Genomic DNA, 22,404 nt, shown 5'->3' with positions numbered 1-22,404 from the left:
GCGTCAGCTTTTCGACTTGTCGCGAGCCGATCAACGCTTTCTTAACGCTAAGGGCCGTTACTGAGAGATGAAGAGCCGACCCGCGTCCGGAGGCGGCCAAAGCGTATTTTGGCTCGAAATCCCATGGCTGCCCGACAAATTCCAAAGGGAATACTGGGTTGGTGGCCCGGGACGATCGGGCACGGTAACCATGCTGGACGGGGATTGGGTCGTGGAACCGCCGCGACGCGGAATTATTCGAGGCGTTATGAGCTTGTTCGTCCCCGATCTCACTTGGGAGTCCGGCGGGGCGATCGGCAGGCTTGGCGCATGAGCTCGGCTCCGCACATCCCCGTTCTTGGCCGTGAGGCCATCGACCACCTCGCCCCACGCGAGGGCGGCCTTTACATCGACGCGACCTTTGGCGCGGGCGGCTACAGCCGCGCGATCCTCGACATGCCGGGAACCCGGGTGATTGCCATTGATCGCGACCGTACTGCGATCGCAGGCGGCGCCGAGCTGGTCGAACGCTCGGCGGGCCGGCTGACGCTGGTTGAAGATCGCTTCTCCAACCTCGCCGAAATCTGCGCGGCTCAAGGCGTCGATGGCATCGACGGCGTCGTGATGGACGTCGGGGTGTCCTCGATGCAGCTCGACCAGGCCGGCCGCGGCTTCTCGTTCCGCCTCGATGGTCCGCTCGACATGCGGATGGGGCAGGCGGGCCCGACGGCGGCCGATGTCGTGGCGCGCGCATCGGAAGGCGATCTCGCCGACATCATCTATCTCCTCGGCGAAGAGCGGCAGTCGCGTCGCATCGCCCGCGCCGTCGTCGCCGACCGGCAGGAGACGCCGTTCACGACCACACGCGCGCTCGCCGAGCTCGTCGGCAGGGTGGTTCGTTCCAAGCCCGGCGATATTCACCCGGCGACGCGGACGTTCCAGGCCCTGCGCATCTTCGTCAACGAAGAGCTCGAGGAACTCCAGAACGCGCTCATCGCTGCCGAGCGTGTGCTCAAGCCCGGTGGTCGCCTCGTGGTTGTCTCATTCCATTCGCTGGAAGACCGCATCGTCAAGAATTTTCTCGCCGAGCGTAGCAAGACGGGTGGCGGCTCACGCCATCTTCCGGAAGTGTCGCAGGCGGTGCCGAGCTTCCAGCTGCTGACGCGGCGGCCGGTGATCGCAGGCGAGGACGAAGTCGCGCATAACCCGCGCGCGCGCTCTGCAAAACTGCGCGCCGCCGAACGCACCTCGGCGCCCGCGCATGACGATCGCGAGCAATCGTCCTGGCCAAAACTCTCCGACGTCATGAGAGGTGGCTAGCGCATGCGCTTCATCCACCTGCTCGTCATTGGCGCGCTGATCTTCGCGGCGGCCTATGTCTATAGGATCAAGATGGACTCCACGGCGCGCACCGAAAAGGTGCTGCGGCTGCATGCGGAGATCCGCGAGCAGCGCGATGCGATCGCGGCGCTGCGCTCCGAATGGGCGAAGCTCGATGCGCCGCTGCGCCTGCAGGGCCTGTCCGACCGGCATCTGCAGCTCAAGCCGGTCAACGGCACGCAATATGATTCACTGAAGAACTTGCCCGAGCGTCCGCCGCGGATGTTCAGGCCGGGCGAGCCGGATCCGATCGGCGCCATGCTCAATACCATCGAAGCCGCGAGCGATCCCGATAACGTGACGGGCTCCGTGCCTCAGCCCGAGGACAAGCCATGAGTGCTGTGACCCCGGCCAAACCTGTAGGAAAGCCGACCGAGCCCTGGCGGCAACGGCTGATCCGCAGTCTGCTGTATGGGCGCAACGTCGATCGCGCCGCCAAGGCGCGGGCGCGCGTCGGCCTGGCGATACTCGCCTTCGGCGCGGTCTACGCCCTGATCGGCGGCCGGCTCGTGATGTTCGCGATCGGCGCCGACGCCCACGGCGCACGCCGCGCCGCGGCGCAGGAGGTGGTCGCGACCGCGCGGCCCGATATCGTCGATCGCAACGGCGCAATTCTCGCGACCGACGTCAAGGCGTCGAGCCTGTTCGGCGAGCCGCGCCGCATCATCGACAAGGACGAGGCGATCGAGCTTCTGACCGCCACCGTGCCCGACCTCGATGAGGCCGAGGTGCGCGAGCGCCTGAAGACGCGCAAGGGCTTCGTCTGGCTCAAGCGCGAGATTACGGCGAAGCAGCAGCAGGATATCCACAAGCTCGGCATTCCCGGCATCGGCTTCCTGCGCGAGAACAAGCGCGTCTATCCGACCGGCAACGAGGTCGCCCACCTCATCGGTCTCGTCAACATCGACAACCAGGGCATCGCCGGCATGGAGAAGTGGCTCGACAATCAGGGGCTCGCCGATCTCCACCGCGCGGGCTTTGCCACCGACCGGCTGCAAAAGCCGATCGAGCTCTCGGTCGATCTGCGCGTCGAGCACGCCCTGCGTGACGAGCTCCTGAAGGCCAAGGAGAAATACCACGCCAAGGCCGCCTCCGGCATCGTCTCCAACGTCAAGACCGGAGAGATCGTGGCGATGGTCTCTCTTCCGGACTTCGATCCCAACAATCCGAAGGAAGCGCACGACCCCGACCGCATCAATCGCCTGACCACCGGCGTCTACGAGATGGGCTCGACCTTCAAGGCGTTTACGCTGGCGATGGCGCTCGATTCCGGCAAGATTAATTTGAACTCGATGTGGGATGCACGGGGGAACCTGCACTACGGCAAGTTCACCATCCATGACAGCCACTCGCTCGGACGTTTCATCAACACCAAGGAAGTGTTCACGTTCTCGTCCAATATCGGTGCGGCGCGGATCGCGCTCGGCCAGGGCGTCGAGGCGCACAAGGCGTTTCTCGCCAAGATGGGCCAGCTGACGCGGCTGCGCACCGAGCTGCCCGAGAGCGCAGCCCCGCTGATTCCCCGTCGCTGGGGCGAGCTGAACACGGTGACCATCGCGTTCGGCCAGGGCATGTCGGTGGCGCCGCTGCAGGCGGTGATGGGCATCAACGCGCTGGTGAACGGCGGCTATCTGATTCCGCCGACCTTCATGAAGCGCACCGAATCCGAAGCGGCGGCGATGGCCAAGCGCGTCGTCAAGACGGAGACCAGCGACAAGATGCGGTTCCTGATGCGGCTCAATGCCGAAATCGGTACCGCCAAGAATGCTGACGTCAAGGGCTATTATGTCGGCGGCAAGACCGGCACCTCCGAGAAGGTCATCAACGGCCGCTATGCCAAAAAACGCGTGCTCAACTCCTTCACTGCGATCATGCCCTGCGACGATCCAAAATATCAGATCCTGATCATGCTTGACGAGCCGCAGCCGCTGAAGGAGACCTACGGCTTCATCACGTCCGGCTTTAATGCCGTGCCGACCGGCGGCAAGGTGATCGAGCGGATTGCGCCGCTTCTGGGCGTCGAGCCGCGGTTCGACCTGCCGCCGTCCGACCGCCTTATTCTTGCAGCATCCAGGACAACCCAGTAATCAATCGGGTGGGCCGTTGCCGCCGCTGAGTCGGGATTTCCCTGCAGATTCGGTGTTCCGGTCCGGCATGTCGACTGGAAGACCATGAAGCTGCACGATCTCCTAGGTCAGGACGCTCTGGGCAATGATGCCGCGATCGAACCCGCCGTCGCGGCGCTCGAGGTCACGGGCGTCGCGCTCGACAGCCGCATGGTCAAGCCCGGCGATCTCTTCTTCGCACTTGCGGGCAGCAAGACCGACGGTGCGCGCTTCGTCGATGCCGCGATTGCCGCAGGCGCGGTGGCGGTTGTCGGCGACCATGTGCCTGATGGCTGCAAGGTGCCGTTCATCACAGTCGCCAATCCGCGCCGCGCGGTGGCGCTCGCCGCGGCAAGATTTTTTCCCGCGCAACCCGCCACCATTGCGGCGGTGACCGGCACCAGCGGCAAGACCTCGGTCGCCGCATTCACCCGGCAGATCTGGGAGCGGCTCGGGCACGCCTCCGCCAGCATCGGAACCATCGGCCTGGTCTCGCCCAAACGTACAGTCTACGGCTCGCTGACGACGCCCGACCCGATCGCGCTGCACCGGCAGTTGGACGAGATCGCCCGCGAGGGCGTCACGCATCTCGCGTTCGAGGCCTCCTCGCACGGGCTCGACCAATATCGCCTCGACGGCGTGCGCATTTCCGCCGGCGGCTTCACAAATCTCTCGCGCGACCACATGGATTACCATCCGACCGTCGCGCATTATCTCGCGGCCAAGCTCAGGCTGTTCCGCGAACTTGTCCCGCCGGGAGGCGCGGCCGTGATCTCGGCCGATCATGATTGCTCGGCGGAGGCAATCGACGCGGCAAAGTCGCGCGGCTTGCGCGTGATGGCGGTCGGTCGCAAGGGCGACGGGGCAGGCGAGGGCATTCGTCTCGCCGGTGCGGAGGTCGAAGGGTTTTCGCAAGTGCTCGCGCTCGAACATCGCGGCAAGCAATATGCGATCCGGCTGCCGCTGGTCGGCGAATTCCAGATCGAGAATGCGCTGGTGTCGGCCGGTCTCGCCATCGGCATCGGCAGCGACGCCGCAAATGTGTTTGCGAGCCTCGAAGGTCTCGAAGGCGCCAAGGGGCGGCTCGAGCGCGTCGGCGAGCGCAACGGCGCGCCGATCTTCGTCGACTACGCGCACAAGCCCGATGCGCTGGCGAAGGCGCTGCAGGCGCTGCGTCCCTACGCGAAGCGCAGGTTGGTCGTCGTGTTCGGTGCCGGCGGCGACCGCGATGCCGGCAAGCGTCCGATCATGGGCGAAATCGCAGCCGGCAACGCCGACGGCATCATCATCACCGACGACAATCCGCGCAGCGAGGAGCCGGAATCGATCCGCGCCGAAATCCTCGCCGCCGCCAAGGGCGCTCGCGAAATCGGCGACCGGGCCGCGGCGATCCGTACCGCGATCGAGGAATTGGAAGATGGCGATGCGCTGCTCATCGCCGGCAAGGGCCACGAGACCGGGCAGATCGTCGGCGGAGAGGTTTTGCCCTTCAGTGATCACGAGGCGGTCGCCGCCGCACTAGCGTCGAGGATTGCATGAGCGCGCCCATATGGACGGTGGCCGAAGTGGCGCGCGCGCTGGGCGCCGCCGGATCGTTCCCGGACACGCCGATCGACTTCGTCACCCAGGACAGCCGGCTGGTGAAACCGGGCAGCCTGTTCGTCGCGCTGAGCGGCACGCCGAGCGGCGGCTTCATCTCAGCCTTCGCCAGCGCGCGTGACGGCTGGGAGTTCGCGGAAAAGGCGGAAACTTCCGGCGCAGTCGCGATGATCGTGCCGCACGAGATCGCGGGCGTCCGCGTTCCCCAGATCGTCGTCAAGGACACGCTGATCGACGGCCTCTGGGGTCTTGCCCGCGCGGCACGTGCGCGCTTCAACGGACCGGTGATCGGGCTCACCGGCAGCGCAGGCAAGACCAGCACCAAGGAATTCCTCGCGGCCTACCCCAATGCCTATGCCAGCCCGTCGAGCTTCAACAATTTCTGGGGCGTGCCGCTGACGCTATGCAATGCGCGGCCCGATGCCAGTCTCTGGGTCGTCGAGATGGGCATGAACCAGGCCGGCGAAATCGCGCGGCTCAGCGAACTGACGCGGCCGACAGTCGCGCTCGTCGTCAACGTCCAGCCGGTGCATCTGGAGAAGCTCGGCTCGCTCGAAGCCATCCGTCGCGAGAAGGTGTCGATTGCACTCGGTCTGCCCGCGGAAGGCGTGCTGGTGCTGCCCGCCGGGATCAAGGCGCCGGACTGGAAGGGCAAGGTCATACGCTTCGGCGACAAAGCCGAGGTGCACGAGGTCGCGCACGCGCCGCATGGCGACAGCTGGCAGGTCGTGGCCGCGCTCGGCAAGAAGGAGATCGCGTTCAGCCTGACGCCGGGCGCGCCGCACCGCGTGCAGAATGCGCTCGCCGCGCTCGCATCGATCCGTGCGGCGAACCTCGATGCGGCGACGCTTGCGATCAAGCTCGACCGGGTCGGCATCATGACCGGCCGTGGCGTCGAGCAGGCGGTCGGCGGTATCACCGTGATCGACGACAGCTTCAACGGCAATCCGGCCAGCGTGGCTGCCGCGCTGCAAAGCCTGCAGGCGCGCAACACGACCGGCGGCCGCCGCATTGCGGTACTCGGCGACATGCTGGAGCTGGGCGATGGCGCGCCCGGCTATCACACCGGCCTCGCCAGGCATCTCGACGGCATCGACGGCGTCTATTGCGTCGGACCCCTGATGCGTCACCTGTTCGAGGTGCTTCCAGCAGGCAAGGGTCTCGGCTGGCACGACGACCCCGTGACGCTGAAGCCGGGCGAGGTCGCAAATCTGCTGAGGGCAGGCGATGTCGTGGTTGTCAAGGGCAGCAAGAAGATGTTCTGGGTCAACAAGTTTGTGCCGGGCCTAGTGGCCGCCTTGCAGGCAAGGGCGTAAACTGCTTGGAAGGCGCTGTTCCCGAATCCCACTCTTTCCGGCGCGAAGCCGTCCGGTTTTCTTTAGAGGTCGCCCGACCCCAGGATGAAGACCAGCGAATGCGCGTGAGGCAGGTTGATGAGGCCAAGATCAAGGCGCGTGCAAAGGCGCCATAGGACCGTCTGAATGTTTTACTGGCTGATCGAGCTCTCCAACACATTTCCGGGCTTCGGTGCCGTTCGCACCTTCCTGAACGTCTTCCGCTACATCACCTTCCGCACCGGCGGAGCCGTTGTCACCGGCGCGCTGTTCGTGTTCCTGTTCGGCCCCTGGATCATCGACCATCTGCGGATCCGGCAGGGCAAGGGGCAGCCGATCCGGGCCGATGGTCCGCAATCGCATCTAGCCAAGAAAGGCACGCCCACCATGGGCGGGCTGATGATCCTGTCCGGCCTCACGGTCGGCACGGTGCTGTGGGCCAATCCGCTCAACCCTTACGTCTGGATCGTACTGGCGGTGACGCTCGGTTTCGGCTTCGTCGGCTTCTATGACGATTATCTCAAGGTGACCAAGCAGACCACGACCGGCTTCGGCAGCAAGCTTCGCCTGCTGATCGAGGCGGCGATCGCGCTGGTTGCCTGCTACGCGCTGGTACGGCTGAACCGCGATCCCGCGTCGACCGCGCTGACGATTCCGTTCCTGAAGGACACCGTGCTGCATTTCGGCTGGTTCTTCGTCGTGTTCGGTGCCTTCGTCATCGTCGGCGCCGGCAACGCGGTGAACCTGACCGACGGTCTCGACGGCCTTGCCATTGTGCCCGTGATGATCGCGACGGCGAGCTTTGCGATGATCGCCTATCTCGCCGGCAACGCGGTGTTCGCCGACTATCTCCAGATCAAATATGTCGCGGGCACCGGCGAGCTCGCCGTGCTCTGCGGCGCGCTGCTGGGCGCGGGCCTCGGCTTCCTCTGGTTCAACGCGCCGCCGGCCTCGATCTTCATGGGCGATACCGGCTCGCTCGCGCTCGGCGGCATGCTGGGCGCGATCGCGGTGGCGGTGAAGCACGAGATCGTGCTCGCGGTGATCGGTGGCCTGTTCGTGCTGGAGGCGGTCTCCGTCATCGTGCAGGTGGTGTCGTTCAAGATGACGGGAAAGCGCATCTTCCGGATGGCGCCGATTCATCACCATTTCGAGCAGCTCGGCTGGACCGAGCCGCAGATCGTGATCCGTTTCTGGATCATCTCGGTGATGCTGGCGCTCGCCGGCTTGTCGACGCTGAAGCTGCGGTGACCGGCCGATGATCCCGGTCACGTCCTTTGCCGGCAAGACGGTCGCGGTGTTCGGCCTCGGCGGTTCGGGGCTCGCCTCCTGTCACGCGTTGAAGGCGGGCGGCGCCGAGGTGATCGCCGCCGACGACAATGCCGACAACGTCGCCAAGGCCGCGCAAGCGGGCTTCATCACGGCTGATCTACGCAACGTCTCCTGGGCGAATTTCGCCGCGCTGGTGCTCGCGCCCGGCGTTCCCCTGACCCACCCGGTGCCGCATTGGAGCGTGCTGAAGGCGCGCGAGGCCGCTATCGAGGTGATCGGCGACATCGAGTTGTTCTGCCGCGAGCGGCGCCGCCACGCGCCGGATGCGCCGTTCGTCGCCATCACCGGCACCAACGGCAAATCGACCACGACGGCGCTGATCGCGCATCTCACCAAAGTGGCCGGTTACGACACCCAGATGGGTGGCAATATCGGCACCGCGATCCTGTCGCTGGAGCCGCCGCGCATGGGCCGCGTCCACGTCATCGAGATGTCGTCCTACCAGATCGACCTCACGCCCTCGCTCGATCCCTCCGTCGGCATTCTGCTCAATGTCAGCGAGGATCACATCGATCGCCACGGCACCATCGCGCATTACGCTGCGGTGAAGGAACGCCTCGTTGCCGGTGTGCAGGCCGGCGGCACCGCGATCGTCGGCGTCGACGACGGTTTTTGCCGCGATATCGCCGACCGGCTCGATCGCGCCGGCAAGAACGTGGTGCGCATCTCGGTCAGGAATCCGCTGGCCAGCGGCATCCATGTCGAGCATGGCACTATCATGCGCAATTCGGGCGGTGCCCGCAGCGAAGTCGCCAAGCTCGGCGGCATCGGTTCTCTGCGCGGCCTGCACAATGCACAGAACGCGGCGTGCGCGGCCGCTGCCGCGCTCGCGATGGGCATCGGCCTCGATGTCTTGCAAAGCGGCCTGCGCAGCTTTCCCGGCCTTGCACATCGCATGGAGCAGGTCGGCCGCCGCGGCAACGTGCTGTTCGTCAACGACTCCAAGGGCACCAATGCAGACGCCACCGCGCACGCGCTGTCGTCCTTTTCGGACATCTTCTGGATCGCGGGCGGCAAGCCGAAGGCCGGCGGAATCACTGGCCTCACCGGCTACTTCCCGCGCATCCGAAAAGCCTATCTGATCGGCGAGGCCGCGCAGGAATTTTCCGGCACGCTCGGCACGCAGGTGCCGCACGAGATCAGCCAGACGCTCGACGTCGCCGTCGAGCAAGCCGCACGCGACGCGGAGGCGTCAGGCATCACCGACTCGGTCGTTCTGCTGTCGCCCGCCTGCGCCTCCTTCGACCAGTACCGCAATTTCGAGATCCGCGGCACCAGGTTCCGCGATCTGGCGCAGGCGCTGCCGGGTGTGAAGCCGGTGGTGTGAGGCGCGCTGCTGGTTCTTGCTCCGCTGTCGTCGTCCGGCTTGACCGGGCGACCCAGTATTCCAGAGGCGGCGCTTGAGCCGAGGGGCTGCGGCGTACTGGATGCCCCGGTCAAGCCGGGGCATGACAGGTGTTTTGCGGCGACGGCTGAGATCATCTCCAGTCATCCGCGTTTCCTTAACCCCCCGGTAACCAACCTCGGCGACCAATGGACCGACCTCTGTCCGAAAGCGGCCGCCATGCTCTCCCGTGAAGAACGCACCCCCTTTTCCGAGTGGTGGTGGACCGTCGACAAGCCGCTGATGGGGGCCATCCTGGCGCTGATGCTGACCGGTGTGATCCTGTCGCTGGCGGCGAGCCCGCCCGTTGCGACCCGCATCGGGCTCGATCCCTTCCACTTCTTCAGCCGCCACGTGCTGTTCCTGGTGCCGTCCTGCATCGTGCTGCTCGGGGTCTCCTTCCTGTCGCCGCGCGCGATCCGCCGCAGCGCGCTGATCATCTTCGCGGTCAGCATCGTCCTGATCGTGCTGACGCTCGCGATCGGCCCCGAAGTAAAGGGCTCGCGGCGCTGGATCACGCTGCTTGGCCTCAACATCCAGGCCTCCGAAATCGCAAAACCGTCGTTCGTCGTCATGGCCGCCTGGCTGTTCGCGGAATCCACCAGGCGGCCAGAAATGCCGGCAACCTCGATGGCGCTGGTGCTGCTCTTGATGCTGGTTTCGCTTCTGGTGATGGAACCGGATTTCGGCCAGACCATGCTGATCTTGATGGTGTGGGGCTCGCTGTTCTTCATCGCGGGCATGCGGATGATCTGGGTGTTCGGGCTCGCCGGCCTCGGCGCCGCCGGACTGTTCAGCGCCTACCTTTTTGTTCCTCACGTCGCCGGCCGCATCAAGCGCTTCATGAATCCGGCCTCGGGCGACACCTTCCAGGTCGATACCGCGATGGAAGCCTTCTACAACGGCGGCTGGTTCGGGCTCGGGCCGGGCGAGGGCATCGCCAAGCGCAGCCTGCCGGACAGCCACACCGACTTCGTGTTCGCGGTTGCCGCCGAAGAGTTCGGCATCATCCTGTGCCTCGCAATGCTGGCACTGTTTGCTTTCGTCGTCATCCGCACGCTGTCGCGCGCCTATGCCAACGAAGACATGTTCTCGCGCTTCGCGGCCTCGGGGCTTGCGATCCTGTTCGGCGTGCAGGCCGCGATCAACATGTCGGTCAATCTCCAGCTCATCCCCGCCAAGGGCATGACGCTGCCCTTCATCTCCTATGGCGGCTCCTCGATCGTGTCGCTGGCCTATGGTGTCGGCATGATGCTGGCGCTGACGCGGCTGCGCCCGCGCACCGAGGTCGAGGCAAGCGGCCACGCCGAGGCGATGCGCAGCTACGCGTGATTGCTCTCGTGTCCCTGACAAGCGAAGCGCAGATCCGGGACCCAGAATGCCGCAGCCATGGGCCCCGGTTCAGCAGCGCACCACGCCGCGAAGGGCGGCGCGCTGCGCTGCGCCCGGGGCACGAGCACCGGCTCGCAATGGCGGGAAAGTCCCTGTAAAACTCCTCTCCATGGACACCTCCCCCCTGATTCTTCTCGCCGCGGGCGGCACCGGCGGCCATCTGTTTCCGGCCGAGGCGCTCGGCGTCGAGCTGATCCGGCGCGGATTCCGTGTCCGCCTCGTCACCGACGAGCGCGCGCTGCGCTACAGTGGGCTGTTCACCAAGGACATGATCGACGTCGTCTCGAGCGAGACTGCGCGTGGACGCAATCCGCTGCAGCTCGCCTATGCCGGCCTGACGCTCGCGGCCGGCACGCTGTCCGCCTACAGCTTGATCAAGCGATTGAAGCCGGTCGCTGTCGTCGGCTTCGGTGGCTATCCGACGCTGCCGCCGCTGGTCGCGGCAAAATTCGCGGGCGTGCCCGGCATCATCCATGACGCCAATGCGGTGCTCGGCCGCGCCAACCGGTTCCTGTCGAGCCGCGTCCGCGCCATCGCCACTTCATTGCCTGGCGTGCTCGATCGCGATCCGGCGCTATCAGGCAAGACCACGACGGTCGGCACGCCGATGCGTCCGGCGATTCTCGCCGCAGCTGGCGTGCCATACGTTGCGCCTGAAGTGAACGGCCCGCTGCGGCTGCTCGTCGTTGGGGGCAGCCAGGGCGCGCGCATCATGGCCGACATCGTTCCGGGCGCGATCGAGCGCCTCGAGCCCGCACTGTGGGGCCGGCTCGTCCTCACCCAGCAGGTGCGTGACGAGGACATGGCGCGCGTGCGTGCGGTCTACGACAGGCTGAAGATCAAGGCCGAGCTTGCGCCGTTTTTCACCGATCTACCGGCACGGCTGGCCTCCAACCATCTGGTGGTGTCGCGCTCAGGCGCGGGCACCGTGGCCGAACTCGCCGCGATCGGGCGGCCCTCGATCCTGGTGCCGCTACCGGGCGCGATCGACCAGGACCAGTTCGCCAATGCCGGCGTGCTGGCCAAAGTCGACGGTGCGATCCGCATTCCGCAGACCGAGTTTTCCTCCGATCGCCTCGCCGCCGAGATCTCCGCCTTCGCCGCCGAGCCCGCGCGCCTTGCCACCATGGCGCAGGCCGCCCGCGGCGCCGGCCGGCTCGATGCGGCTGAGCGGCTGGCCGATCTGGTGGCCAAAATCGCGGGAATCTGACGCGAAAAAGCCCTTGTCTTCGCCTTCTAAAGCGGGGCATCCAGTAGGAAAGGCGCGCGGCTGATTTGCCGTGACCTTCGCCAGATGCCGCCTTCTCCGGCGGCGAGGTCAGGGAATAGAGCATGAGACTGCCGCGCGAGATCGGACCCATCCACTTCGTCGGGATCGGCGGGATCGGCATGAGCGGCATCGCAGAAGTGCTGCTCAATCTCGGCTATTCCGTGCAGGGGTCCGACGCCTCCGACAATTACAATCTTGACCGCCTGCGCAAGAACGGCGCGAGGGTCTCGGTCGGCCACAAGGCGGAGAACGTCGACGGCGCCGAGGTCGTCGTGGTCTCCACCGCGATCAAGCGCGACAATCCGGAACTGACCGCGGCGCGCGAACGGCGTATCCCTGTGGTGCGCCGCGCCGAGATGCTGGCCGAGCTGATGCGGCTGAAGAGCTGCGTTGCCATCGCGGGCACCCACGGCAAGACCACCACGACCACGATGGTCGCGACGCTGCTCGACGCCGGCGGCCTCGATCCCACCGTGATCAACGGGGGCATCATCAACGCCTACGGCTCCAACGCACGTCTCGGTGCGGGCGACTGGATGGTAGTCGAAGCCGACGAGAGCGACGGCACGTTCCTGAAGCTGCCGACCGAGGTCGCGATCGTCACCAATGTCGATCCCGAGCATCTCGATCACTTCAAGACCTTCGAGGCGGTGCAGGACGCATTCCGCCATTTCGTCGAGAACCTGCCATTCTACGGCTTTGCCGTGATGTGCATCGATCATCCCGTGGTGCAGACTCTCGTCGGCAAGATCGAGGATCGGCGCATCATCAGCTATGGCGAGAATCCGCAGGCCGATGTGCGCTTCGTCGACCTCACCCCGATGGGCGGCGGATCGAAGTTCAAGGTTGCCTTCCGCGATCGCAAGACGGGCGCCGTGCACGAGATCTCCGATCTCATGCTGCCGATGCCGGGACGCCACAACGCCTCCAACGCGACGGCCGCGATTGCGGTCGCGCGCGAGCTCGGCGTGTCGGACGAGGCAATCCGCAAGGCGATCGCCGGCTTCGGCGGCGTCAAGCGCCGCTTCACCAAGACCGGAGAATGGAACGGCGTCACCGTCATCGACGATTACGGCCATCATCCGGTCGAGATCGCGGCGGTGCTGAAGGCGGCGCGGGAATCCACCAACGGCAAGATCGTCGCCGTCGTGCAGCCGCATCGCTATACCCGCCTGCAGTCGCTGTTCGAGGAATTCTGCACCTGTTTCAACGATGCGGATGCGGTGGTCGTCGCCGATGTCTATGCTGCAGGCGAAACGCCGATCGAGGGCATCGACCGCGACCATTTCGCCGCGGGCCTGCGCGCCCACGGCCACCGCGAGGTCATCCCGCTGCCGACGGCGTCCGATCTCGCTGGCATCGTCAAGGGCGTGGCGAAGTCGGGCGATCTCGTCGTGTGCCTTGGCGCCGGCAACATCACGCAATGGGCATATGCGCTGCCCGGCGAATTGAAGGCGCTGGGGTAGGGCAGTGGGCTTCCCCGACATCACACCCGACCTCAAAGCCGCGATGCCCGATCTTCGCGGTCGGCTGCTGGCGAACCAGTCGCTGGCCGAACTCACCTGGTTTCGCGTCGGCGGTCCGGCGCAGGTGCTGTTCACGCCGGCGGACGAGGACGATCTCGCTTACTTCCTCGCGCATCTCGCAAGCGACATTCCCGTCTATGTCGTCGGCGTCGGCTCCAACCTGATCGTGCGCGACGGCGGCATGGCTGGCGTGGTGGTCCGTCTGGCGCCGCGCGCCTTCGGCGAGGCGAGCGCGAGCGGCGATGTCGTCACCGCGGGCGCGGCCGCGCTCGACAAGCGCGTGGCGGAAGTCGCCGCGTCCGCCAATATCGGCGGGCTCGAATTCTATTTCGGCATTCCCGGCACGATCGGCGGCGCGTTGCGCATGAATGCGGGCGCCAATGGCGGCGAGACCAGGGACGTGTTGATCGAGGCCCGAGGCGTGGGGCGCGACGGCACGAAGCACGTCTTCTCCAATGCCGACATGAAGTTCGTCTACCGCAACAGCGGCGTCGATCCCTCGGTCATCTTCACCTCCGCGCGTTTCCGCGGTGAGATCAGGGATGCCGAGGCGATCCGCGCGCGCATGGCGGAAGTGCAAACCCATCGCGAGACCGCGCAGCCGATCCGCGAAAAGACCGGCGGCTCGACCTTCAAGAATCCGCCCGGCCATTCCGCCTGGAAGCTGGTCGACGCCGCCGGCTGCCGCGGCCTGCGCGTCGGCGGGGCCGAGGTCTCCGAGATGCACTGCAATTTCCTGATCAATACGGGCAATGCCACCGCGCACGACATCGAGACGCTGGGCGAGACCGTGCGAGAACGTGTGAAGGCAAATTCCGGAATTGAGCTACACTGGGAAATCAAGCGGATTGGAATTTCCGCGTGAGTGTCATTCCGGGGCTCGCGAAGCGAGAGCCCGGAATCTCGAGATTCCGGGTTCGATGCTTCGCATCGCCCCGGAATGACGAACACAGACAGGTGACGGACCAAAGAACATGCGCATCACCATCCTCTTCGGCGGCTCCAACCGCGAACGTCTGGTTTCGGTCGCTTCAGCCCAGGCGCTGCATCAGGCGCTGCCCGAGGCCGATCTCTGGTGGTGGGACGTCGAGGACAAGGTGCATGTCGTGCAGTCCAGACAGCTGCTCGAACATGCCCGCCCGTTCGAGGACGAGTTCAAGCCGGGCACGTCAGGCATTCCGCTGGAGCGGGCGCTCGACCAGGCCAGGGCGGAGAACCGCGTGCTGGTGCTCAGCCTGCATGGCGGGCGTGCCGAGAACGGCGAATTGCAGGTGATGTGCGAAGCGCGCGGCGTGCCTTTCACCGGTTCGGGCTCGGCCTCCTCGCATCTCGCGTTCGACAAGTTCGCGGCCAAGCATTTCGCCACGCTTAGCGGCGTGACGCCGCCGGCCAACATTGCGCTGGACCAGATCGACGAGGCCTTCGCCGAGTACGGCCGGCTGATCGCAAAGCCTGCGAGGGATGGCTCGAGCTACGGCCTGATCTTCGTCAACGCCAGGCAGGATCTCGTCGCCGTCCGCAATGCCGCGAAGCACGAAGAGTACGTGATCGAACCTTACATCGCCGGCGTCGAGGCGACCTGCGGCGTGCTGGAGCGGCCGGACGGCACGATCATGTCGCTGCCGCCGATCGAGATCATTCCGGGCGAGGGCAGTTTCGACTACGCGGCGAAATATCTTTTGAAGTCGACCCAGGAGATCTGTCCCGGCCGCTTCGCACCCGAAATCACCGCCGCACTGAAGCAGCAGGCGATGCTGGCGCACCGGGCGATGTCGTGTACCGGCTATTCCCGTTCGGATTTCATCGTCTCGGACAAGGGGCTGATCTATCTCGAAACCAACACGCTGCCCGGGCTGACCAAGTCCTCGCTCTACCCCAAGGCGCTGAAGGCCGAGGGCATCGCGTTCGTCGACTTCCTGCGCGGCCTGGTCGAGCTCGCTGTGGCCGGTGTGCGAAAATAATTAGGACTGGTTAACGGCCGAACCGGCGAAACGGCCGGTTTTGGAACCCAAAACCGGTAAAATGCCGGATATTGCGGCATAAATGCCTCACAGGCCTGGGCAAAAAGCTCACGTCGTTAACGAACTTTACCTTTTGTTTACCAGGACGTCCGAAGGTTAACGCTGGCGGCGTATATGACGCTTTGGCTGCCGGCGCGTGGACCGTTGCGGGTGTTGTCACCTCCGGCGAACGCTCTGAAGGGGAGAGGTTTTCTTCTGCTGAAGACCAGCACCCGGCCCGGCAAGTCCGAGACGTCATGTTCGCCAGGACCCGCGCGATGTCGCGGGCAAACTGTTGACGAGCTCGTGCAATGGATGGAGCAGGAAGCCTCACTCGGTCGCTTTTCAGATCGCTGAGGCCCCAAGCTGACCTGAAGGCGGCCGCTATCGGAGCGGTCGTGCTTCTGCGCGAGTGGGTGCAGGACAAGCGTCTGGAACGAGTTCACGGCGCGCGTGCTGCAGCCGAGGAAAAGATTAAAACCAAAGCCCGGGCCAAAGCCGTCATCGAACGCGAGCCTCCGCCGCGGTTGGTCGCGCTGGTCGAGCGCTATCTGCCGCGCCGGGTCGGGATCAGCATGACGGTGCTGCTCCTGATCGGAAGCTGCGGCTTCGGTATCGTCAAAGGCGGCCATCTCCAGGATTTCATCACGGCGGTCAACGACACCCGTAACGCGCTGGCCAATTCCGCCGGCTTCCGCATCACCTCCGTCGTGATCAACGGCCGCAAGCAGCTCAGCCAGGACGAGATCCTTGCGATCGGCGGCGTCAGCGGCCGATCCTCGCTGCTGTTCCTCGACGCCGACGCCGTGCGCGACAAGCTCAAGGCCAATCCCTGGATCGCGGATGCGACCGTGCTGAAGCTGTATCCCGGCCAGCTCATGATCGAGCTCACCGAGCGCAAGGCGTTCGCGCTGTGGCAGGAGGCCGGCCGGCTCTCCGTCATCGCCGATGACGGCGCCGTGCTCGAACCCTATGTCTCGCGCCGCTTCCTGTCGCTGCCGCTCGTGGTCGGCAAGGGTGCCGAGACGCAGGCTCGCGATTTCCTCGCTTTGCTGGCGCGCTATCCGCAGGTCAATTCCATCACCAAGGCCGCGATCTTCGTCGGGGAGCGGCGCTGGAACCTGAGGCTCAAGGACGGCCTGGACATCCGCCTGCCCGAACAAGACGTCGGCAACGCGCTTGCGATGCTGTCCAGGCTCGACAAGGAGGACAAGCTGTTCTCCCGCGACATCGTCGCGGTCGACCTGCGCCTGCCCGATCGGCTGGTGGTGCAGCTGTCCGAGGACGCCGCCAAGGCGCGCGACGATTTGTTCAAGGACAAGAAGAAGAAAAAGGCCGGGGACGCTGCATGACCGGTCTTGATCGCACCCAGACACCGAAGACGCGCCCGATGCCGCACAAGCGCGGCGGCCTCGTCGCCTGCCTCGACATCGGCACCAGCAAAATCGCCTGCATGATCGCGCGGCTGAAGCCGTCGGCGCCGAGCGAAGCCCTGCGCGACCGGACCCATGCGGTGGAGCTGATCGGCTACAGCCAGATCCAGTCCCGCGGCATGAAGGCAGGCGCCGTGATCGATCTCGGCGAATGCGAGCAGGCGGTGCGACAGGCCGTCGGGCTTGCGGAGAAAATGGCCAAGGTGCGGGTCGAGTCCGTGCTGCTGTCGGTCTCCGGCGGCCGGCTCTCCGGTCAGCTGGTCGAAGCTGCGGCCGACATCCGCGGCGGCGCCGTGACGCCGGCCGATGTCAGCCGGGTCACCTCCACCGGCATGCGCCACGCCACCGGCGAAGGCCGCACCGTGCTGCACGCGCTGCCGATCGGCTACACGCTCGACGGCGTCAAGGGCATCCGCGATCCCCGCGGGATGGTCGCGCATCAGTTCGGCATCGACATGAATGTCGTCACCTGCGACGCCACGGTGGCGCGGAACCTGATGCTGGCGGTGGAACGCTGCCACATCAACGTCGAAGCCATGGCGGCAAGTCCCTATGTGGCAGGCTTGTCGGTGCTGACCGACGACGAGGCCGACCTCGGCGCTGCCGTCGTCGAGATGGGCGCGGGCACCACCACGATCGCGGTCTTTTCCGGCGGCCGCTTCGTGCATGCCGCGGGTTTTGCGGTCGGCGGGCAACACATCACGATGGATCTGGCGCGCGGACTCTCCGCGACCATTGCCGATGCCGAGCGAATCAAGACGTTATACGGGACCGTCATCACCGGCGGATCGGACTCGCGTGAGCTGATGTCTGTACCGACAGCCGGTGACGAGCAGGATCTGCCGCAGATCGTCTCCCGCGCTACCATCGCCAACATCGTCAAGCATCGTGCCGAGGAAGTCTTCGAAATGGTTCGGGACAAGCTGAAGGATTCGCCCTTCGCCTCGGAGCCCAACGGCCGCGTCGTGCTCTCAGGCGGGGCCTCGCAGCTCACCGGTCTCGTTGAGCTCGGAACGCAGATTCTCGGCCGGCCCGTGCGGGTCGGACGTCCGCTCGGTTTCGGCCGGCTGCCCAACGAGGCGAAGAACGCCGCCTTCGCGGTGCCGGCCGGACTGCTCGTCTACCCGCAATATGTTCACCACGAACATGTCGAACCGCGGCATACGCGGCAGCAGGTCAGGACGGGGACCGGCGGGTATTTCGGAAAGGTCGGACGATGGCTACGCGAGGGCTTCTGATGACTCCTTCCCGCAATATTCGATTTTCACCAACTCCCGCGGCCGCCGGCCGGGGCGAACCCACGCGCGCGTGATCGAGAGGCAAACATGACCATCAGCATCAATGTTCCTGATATTCACGAACTGAAGCCCCGCATCACCGTGTTCGGCGTCGGCGGCGCCGGTGGTAACGCCGTCAACAATATGATCACGGCGGGCCTCCAGGGCGTCGACTTCGTGGTCGCCAACACCGACGCGCAGGCGCTGACGATGTCGAAGGCGCAGCGCATCGTGCAGATGGGCACGGCGGCCACGCAAGGGTTGGGCGCAGGTTCGCAGCCGGTCGTCGGCGCGGCCGCAGCCGAAGAGGTGATGGACGAGCTCCGCGACCATCTCTCGGGCGCCAACATGGTGTTCGTCACCGCCGGCATGGGCGGCGGCACCGGCACCGGTGCGGCTCCCGTGATCGCCAAGATCGCGCGCGAGATGGGCATCCTCACCGTCGGCGTCGTGACCAAGCCCTTCCACTTCGAGGGCGGCCGCCGCATGCGCACCGCGGAAGCGGGCATCAACGAGCTGCACAAGGTCGTCGATACGCTGCTGATCATCCCGAACCAGAACCTGTTCCGGGTCGCCAACGAGAAGACCACCTTCGCCGACGCCTTCGCGATGGCCGACCAGGTGCTCTATTCGGGCGTTGCCTGCATCACCGACCTCATGGTGAAGGAAGGCCTGATCAATCTCGACTTCGCCGACGTCCGCGCCGTCATGCGCGAGATGGGCAAGGCGATGATGGGCACGGGCGAAGCCTCCGGCGACAAGCGCGCGCTGACCGCCGCCGAAGCCGCGATCGCCAACCCGCTGATCGACGATAGCTCGATGAAGGGCGCCAAGGGCCTCCTGATCTCCATCACCGGCGGCAAGGATCTCACTTTGTTCGAGGTCGACGAAGCTGCGACCCGCATCCGCGAGGAAGTCGACCAGGACGCCAACATCATCGTCGGCGCCACCTTCGACGAAGCCCTCGACGGCCTGATCCGCGTCTCGGTCGTCGCGACCGGCATCGAACAGGCCGCGATCGCGCGCAACAGCCAGGCGACCAGCGCTCCCGTCGCGAATCCTGCTCCGCAGGCGCAGCAGGCTCCCGCTGCTCCGGCCGCGGCTGCCGAGAGCCGTCTTGCCGATCTGACCGCACGGCTGCGCGCCGACAATCAGCGCATGGCCGAGCGCGCCCAGAAGTTCGAAGCGCAGACCCCGGCCGCCGGAACGGGTCAGTTTGCCGCCGCTCCCACGGCTCCGCGTCCGAACGTGGAGCGCGCTGCGCTTGCCGCCATCGCCGCCGCCGTTGCCGACGTACCGCAGGCTCCCGCGCCGATGCAGACCTATGGCGACGTCACCGTGCGCCCGATCGCGCAGAAGCCCACGCTGTTCCCGGAGCCCGAGCAGGCGCCGATGGCCATGCATGAGCCGATGACGCCGGAAACCTTCATCCCGCCCCAGGCCGAGCGTGCGCCGGTCCGTACACCGCGGATGCCGCGTATCGAGGAACTTCCGATGCCCGCCCAGGCCGAGCTTCGCCAGGCCCGCGGCGAGGTCGAGGAGGAGACCCCGCAGAAGACCCGGCTGTCGCTGCTGCAGCGCCTTGCCAATGTCGGCCTCGGCCGTCGTGACGAGGAGAGCGAGGCGCCGATCGCGGCCCGCACCGCCGGTCCCGCGATGCCGCCGCTGCCCGATCGCCGCCCTCAGAAGACCGTGGCGCAGCAAATCGCTTCCGCCGAGCCGGTGTCCGAGTATGCCCGTCGTCCCGCGCCGCAGGGCCTGGACATGCACGGCCGTCCTGCGCCTGTTGCCCCGGCGCCACAGGGAGACGACCATCTTGATATCCCGGCCTTCCTGCGGCGGCAGGCGACCTGAGGATTGTTACAATAAGGCAGACGAAAAAAGGTCCCGGCGGGAAGCTTGCCGGGACCTTTTCTTTTGCCCCGTGCATACCCGGATTGCGTAGCCAAGCAACTGATTTTAAATAATTAATTACATATTCGATGGTTCAGTAAAACTACCGAAAACGGTCCCGAACTCCGGTCCAATTTGGTTAAGCCTTGGCGCTAATACGGCGGGTTTGGGGTAACAATCGGTAAAAAAGCGTGAGTTGGCGCTGTTTGAGGCAGTGACTATGGTTTGCCGTGACTTGGGGATACGGATTCGGAAGCGAGCGGTCTAGGCCGCTCAGTCGGGTCAGTATAAGTCACGGTGGTCGTAGTGGGGCGGTTCCTGATGAAATTTAGCCGGCAAACAACGCTTCGTGCGCAAGCCAGTGTGGCAGGCGTCGGCGTTCATTCCGGTCTTCCCGTCACGCTCACGCTTGGACCCGCGCCTGTCGACGCGGGCTTTGTTTTTATCCGCACCGGGCTTGAGGGAAGCGACCGCGAAGTTCAGGCCACCGCCGAGCAGGTGATCGCGACCGATTTCGCCACCGTCCTCGGTGATCGCGACGGTCCGCTGGTTTCCACCGCCGAGCATGTGCTTGCTGCACTGCGGGGCATGGGCGTCGACAACGCCATCATCGAGATCGACGGGCCGGAAGTGCCGATCATGGACGGCAGCGCCGCGGCCTTCGTTGCGGCGATCGACCAGGCCGGCATCGTGACCCAGCCGGCACAGCGCCGCTTCGTTCAGGTTTTGAAGCCGATCTCGGTCAAGATCGGCGACTCCTTCGGCGAGATCCGGCCCTATGCCGACGGGTTCCGCGCCGAGGTCGAGATTAACTTCACGAATCCTGTCATCGGCCAGCAGAGCTACGCCTTCGACCTCAACCCGGAGCGTTTCCGCCGCGAAGTCGGCCGGGCCCGGACTTTCGGTCTGATGTGCGACGTTGCGCGGCTCTGGAGCGCCGGCTATGCGCTCGGCGCCTCCTTCGACAATACCGTCGTGTTCGACGAGGAGCGGCTGCTCAACACCGAAGGCCTGCGCTACGCCGACGAATGCGCCCGCCACAAGGTGCTGGACGTGATTGGTGACCTTGCTCTGGCGGGTCTGCCGCTGCTCGGCGCCTACCGCTCGGTTCGTGGCGGCCACAAGCTCAATCACGCCGTCCTGACCGCGCTGCTCGCCGACCGCACCGCCTGGCGGGTGGTCGAGGGCGAAGCAGCCCGCCGCACCACGCGTCCGGTGGCCGAAACCGGTCGCGGCATCGTCGGTGGCCGGGTCGCCGCGGTCTACGGGCCAGACGTTTCCTAAAAGAGAGACGGATCCTGAAGCGAACGTTTCCTAAAAGAGAGACGGGTCCTGAACAGACCCGTCGCCACAGGCGTTTGGCGGCGGCTTTCCCCGGGAAACTCCTGGTAACGATGATCGGCTAGGATTGCGGCGCGTTCGCCTTAATCCGGGCGGAATGCCTGCCTATCCGGGTTGGTTGAAGATCGTTTTTCGGTTACACCGGCGTGGTCGCACGGCAGGCACCACGGCTATATTTCGCGCCCAGGACGGGGTTCATGGGCTGGCGGACACCGCACCACAGGGCGTCAGGGCAATACTCATGTCGGCACAGCGTATGACGCGCGGATATCGTCAAGTCCCGTCTCGAGAAGTCTCGTCTCGAGTCCGCGGGCTGCTTCAGGTTGTCGCCCTCTTCGTGCTCGCGCTGCCGCTGGCCGGCTGCGGCACCGGCGCGCTTTGGGACAAGTTCACCGCCAAGGACGACACCTTCGTCGAGGAGCCCGCTGACAAGATCTACAATGAGGGCCTGTACCTCATGAACGAGAAGAAGGACATGAAGGCGGCGAACAAGAAGTTCGAAGAGGTCGACCGCCAGCATCCTTATTCCGACTGGGCCCGCAAATCGTTGTTGATGTCGGCCTACGCGTCCTACCAGGGCGGCGATTATGACAGTTGCATCGGCGCCGCCACCCGCTACGTCACGCTGCATCCCGGCAGCCCGGATGCGGCCTACGCGCAATATCTGATTGCCGCCTCGCATTACGACCAGATTCCGGACATCAGCCGCGACCAGACCCGCACCGAGAAGGCGATCGCCTCGCTGGAAGAGGTGGTGCGCAAATATCCGACCTCCGAATATGCGACCTCGGCCAAGGCCAAGATCGAAGGTGCGCGCGACCAGCTCGCCGGCAAGGAAATGAACGTCGGCCGCTATTACGCGCAGAAGCGCGACTACACGGCGGCGATCAACCGCTACAAGGCCGTGGTGACGCAGTACCAGACCACCCGCCATGTCGAGGAGGCGCTGTACCGCCTGACCGAGGCCTATATGGCGATCGGCATCGTCGGCGAGGCCCAGACGGCTGCCGCCGTGCTCGGGCACAATTTTCCTGACAGTCGCTGGTACAAGGACGCCTATAATCTTGTAAAATCAGGCGGTCTCGAACCGAGCGAGAATCAGGGGTCCTGGATTAGCAAGACCTTCAAGAAAATGGGTCTCGGCTAGGAAATAGAATTC

At 65.4% G+C, this 22,404-nt stretch carries 17 protein-coding genes; all 17 read left to right on the top strand.

Translation table 11 applies throughout. From position 1 onward, the window contains the following. The first annotated feature begins 309 nt into the window (after positions 1-309). A complete protein-coding gene (gene rsmH / locus AC0L30_RS24395) occupies positions 310-1,299 on the top strand; it encodes a 16S rRNA (cytosine(1402)-N(4))-methyltransferase RsmH (protein WP_473405367.1) in 990 nt (329 codons plus the stop codon). Between the two features lie 3 nt (positions 1,300-1,302). Further along, positions 1,303-1,695, top strand: coding sequence for a cell division protein FtsL (gene ftsL, locus AC0L30_RS24390; protein WP_007600843.1), 393 nt, complete (start codon positions 1,303-1,305; stop codon positions 1,693-1,695). Beyond that, positions 1,692-3,446 (top strand): peptidoglycan D,D-transpeptidase FtsI family protein, encoded by a 1,755-nt coding sequence (locus AC0L30_RS24385; protein WP_473405366.1) that lies wholly within the window; start codon positions 1,692-1,694, stop codon positions 3,444-3,446. Before ftsL ends, AC0L30_RS24385 begins: the two co-directional genes overlap by 4 nt. 84 nt (positions 3,447-3,530) lie before the next feature. After that, the gene (locus AC0L30_RS24380; protein WP_473405365.1) at positions 3,531-5,003 is read left to right on the top strand and encodes a UDP-N-acetylmuramoyl-L-alanyl-D-glutamate--2,6-diaminopimelate ligase; all 1,473 of its coding nucleotides are present in this window, start codon (positions 3,531-3,533) and stop codon (positions 5,001-5,003) included. Then, complete coding sequence (locus AC0L30_RS24375) at positions 5,000-6,379, top strand: UDP-N-acetylmuramoyl-tripeptide--D-alanyl-D-alanine ligase (protein WP_473405364.1); 1,380 nt, start codon at positions 5,000-5,002, stop codon at positions 6,377-6,379. Before AC0L30_RS24380 ends, AC0L30_RS24375 begins: the two co-directional genes overlap by 4 nt. Before the next feature lie 165 nt (positions 6,380-6,544). Next, the gene (mraY, locus tag AC0L30_RS24370) at positions 6,545-7,648 is read left to right on the top strand and encodes a phospho-N-acetylmuramoyl-pentapeptide-transferase (RefSeq protein ID WP_007600847.1); all 1,104 of its coding nucleotides are present in this window, start codon (positions 6,545-6,547) and stop codon (positions 7,646-7,648) included. Positions 7,649-7,655: 7 nt separating this feature from the next. Then, positions 7,656-9,056, top strand: a complete 1,401-nt coding sequence (gene murD, locus AC0L30_RS24365) for a UDP-N-acetylmuramoyl-L-alanine--D-glutamate ligase (RefSeq protein ID WP_354201120.1) — start codon at positions 7,656-7,658, stop codon at positions 9,054-9,056. A 237-nt stretch (positions 9,057-9,293) separates the two neighbouring features. Then, entirely contained in the window at positions 9,294-10,445 is a 1,152-nt protein-coding gene (gene ftsW, locus AC0L30_RS24360) for a putative lipid II flippase FtsW (RefSeq protein ID WP_018454238.1), read from the top strand. A 169-nt stretch (positions 10,446-10,614) separates the two neighbouring features. Then, a complete protein-coding gene (gene murG, locus AC0L30_RS24355) occupies positions 10,615-11,715 on the top strand; it encodes an undecaprenyldiphospho-muramoylpentapeptide beta-N-acetylglucosaminyltransferase (protein ID WP_473405363.1) in 1,101 nt (366 codons plus the stop codon). A 122-nt stretch (positions 11,716-11,837) separates the two neighbouring features. Then, positions 11,838-13,241: a UDP-N-acetylmuramate--L-alanine ligase gene (gene murC, locus AC0L30_RS24350; protein ID WP_473405362.1), complete on the top strand. Its 1,404-nt coding sequence runs from the start codon at positions 11,838-11,840 to the stop codon at positions 13,239-13,241. Between the two features lie 4 nt (positions 13,242-13,245). Beyond that, on the top strand, positions 13,246-14,166 hold the full coding sequence (gene murB / locus AC0L30_RS24345; protein WP_473405361.1) for a UDP-N-acetylmuramate dehydrogenase: 921 nt from the start codon (positions 13,246-13,248) through the stop codon (positions 14,164-14,166). Positions 14,167-14,275: 109 nt separating this feature from the next. Continuing rightward, a complete protein-coding gene (locus tag AC0L30_RS24340) occupies positions 14,276-15,262 on the top strand; it encodes a D-alanine--D-alanine ligase family protein (RefSeq protein ID WP_219683428.1) in 987 nt (328 codons plus the stop codon). Between the two features lie 350 nt (positions 15,263-15,612). Then, a complete protein-coding gene (locus AC0L30_RS24335; protein WP_219683429.1) occupies positions 15,613-16,653 on the top strand; it encodes a cell division protein FtsQ/DivIB in 1,041 nt (346 codons plus the stop codon). Continuing rightward, entirely contained in the window at positions 16,650-17,972 is a 1,323-nt protein-coding gene (gene ftsA, locus AC0L30_RS24330) for a cell division protein FtsA (RefSeq protein ID WP_007600863.1), read from the top strand. Before AC0L30_RS24335 ends, ftsA begins: the two co-directional genes overlap by 4 nt. An 87-nt stretch (positions 17,973-18,059) precedes the next feature. After that, positions 18,060-19,865 carry a cell division protein FtsZ gene (gene ftsZ, locus AC0L30_RS24325; RefSeq protein WP_007600865.1) on the top strand — a complete coding sequence of 602 codons (1,806 nt, stop codon included), beginning with the start codon at positions 18,060-18,062 and terminating at the stop codon, positions 19,863-19,865. A gap of 360 nt (positions 19,866-20,225) precedes the next feature. Continuing rightward, on the top strand, positions 20,226-21,188 hold the full coding sequence (gene lpxC / locus AC0L30_RS24320; RefSeq protein WP_007600866.1) for a UDP-3-O-acyl-N-acetylglucosamine deacetylase: 963 nt from the start codon (positions 20,226-20,228) through the stop codon (positions 21,186-21,188). Between the two features lie 298 nt (positions 21,189-21,486). After that, positions 21,487-22,392, top strand: coding sequence for an outer membrane protein assembly factor BamD (locus AC0L30_RS24315; protein WP_007600868.1), 906 nt, complete (start codon positions 21,487-21,489; stop codon positions 22,390-22,392). The last annotated feature ends 12 nt before the right edge of the window (positions 22,393-22,404 follow it).

It is taken from the genome of Bradyrhizobium sp. MI1.11, assembly GCF_055811255.1.
The sequence above is the reverse complement of the archived record's forward strand: the minus strand, read 5'-3'. Positions and strand labels throughout refer to the sequence as shown.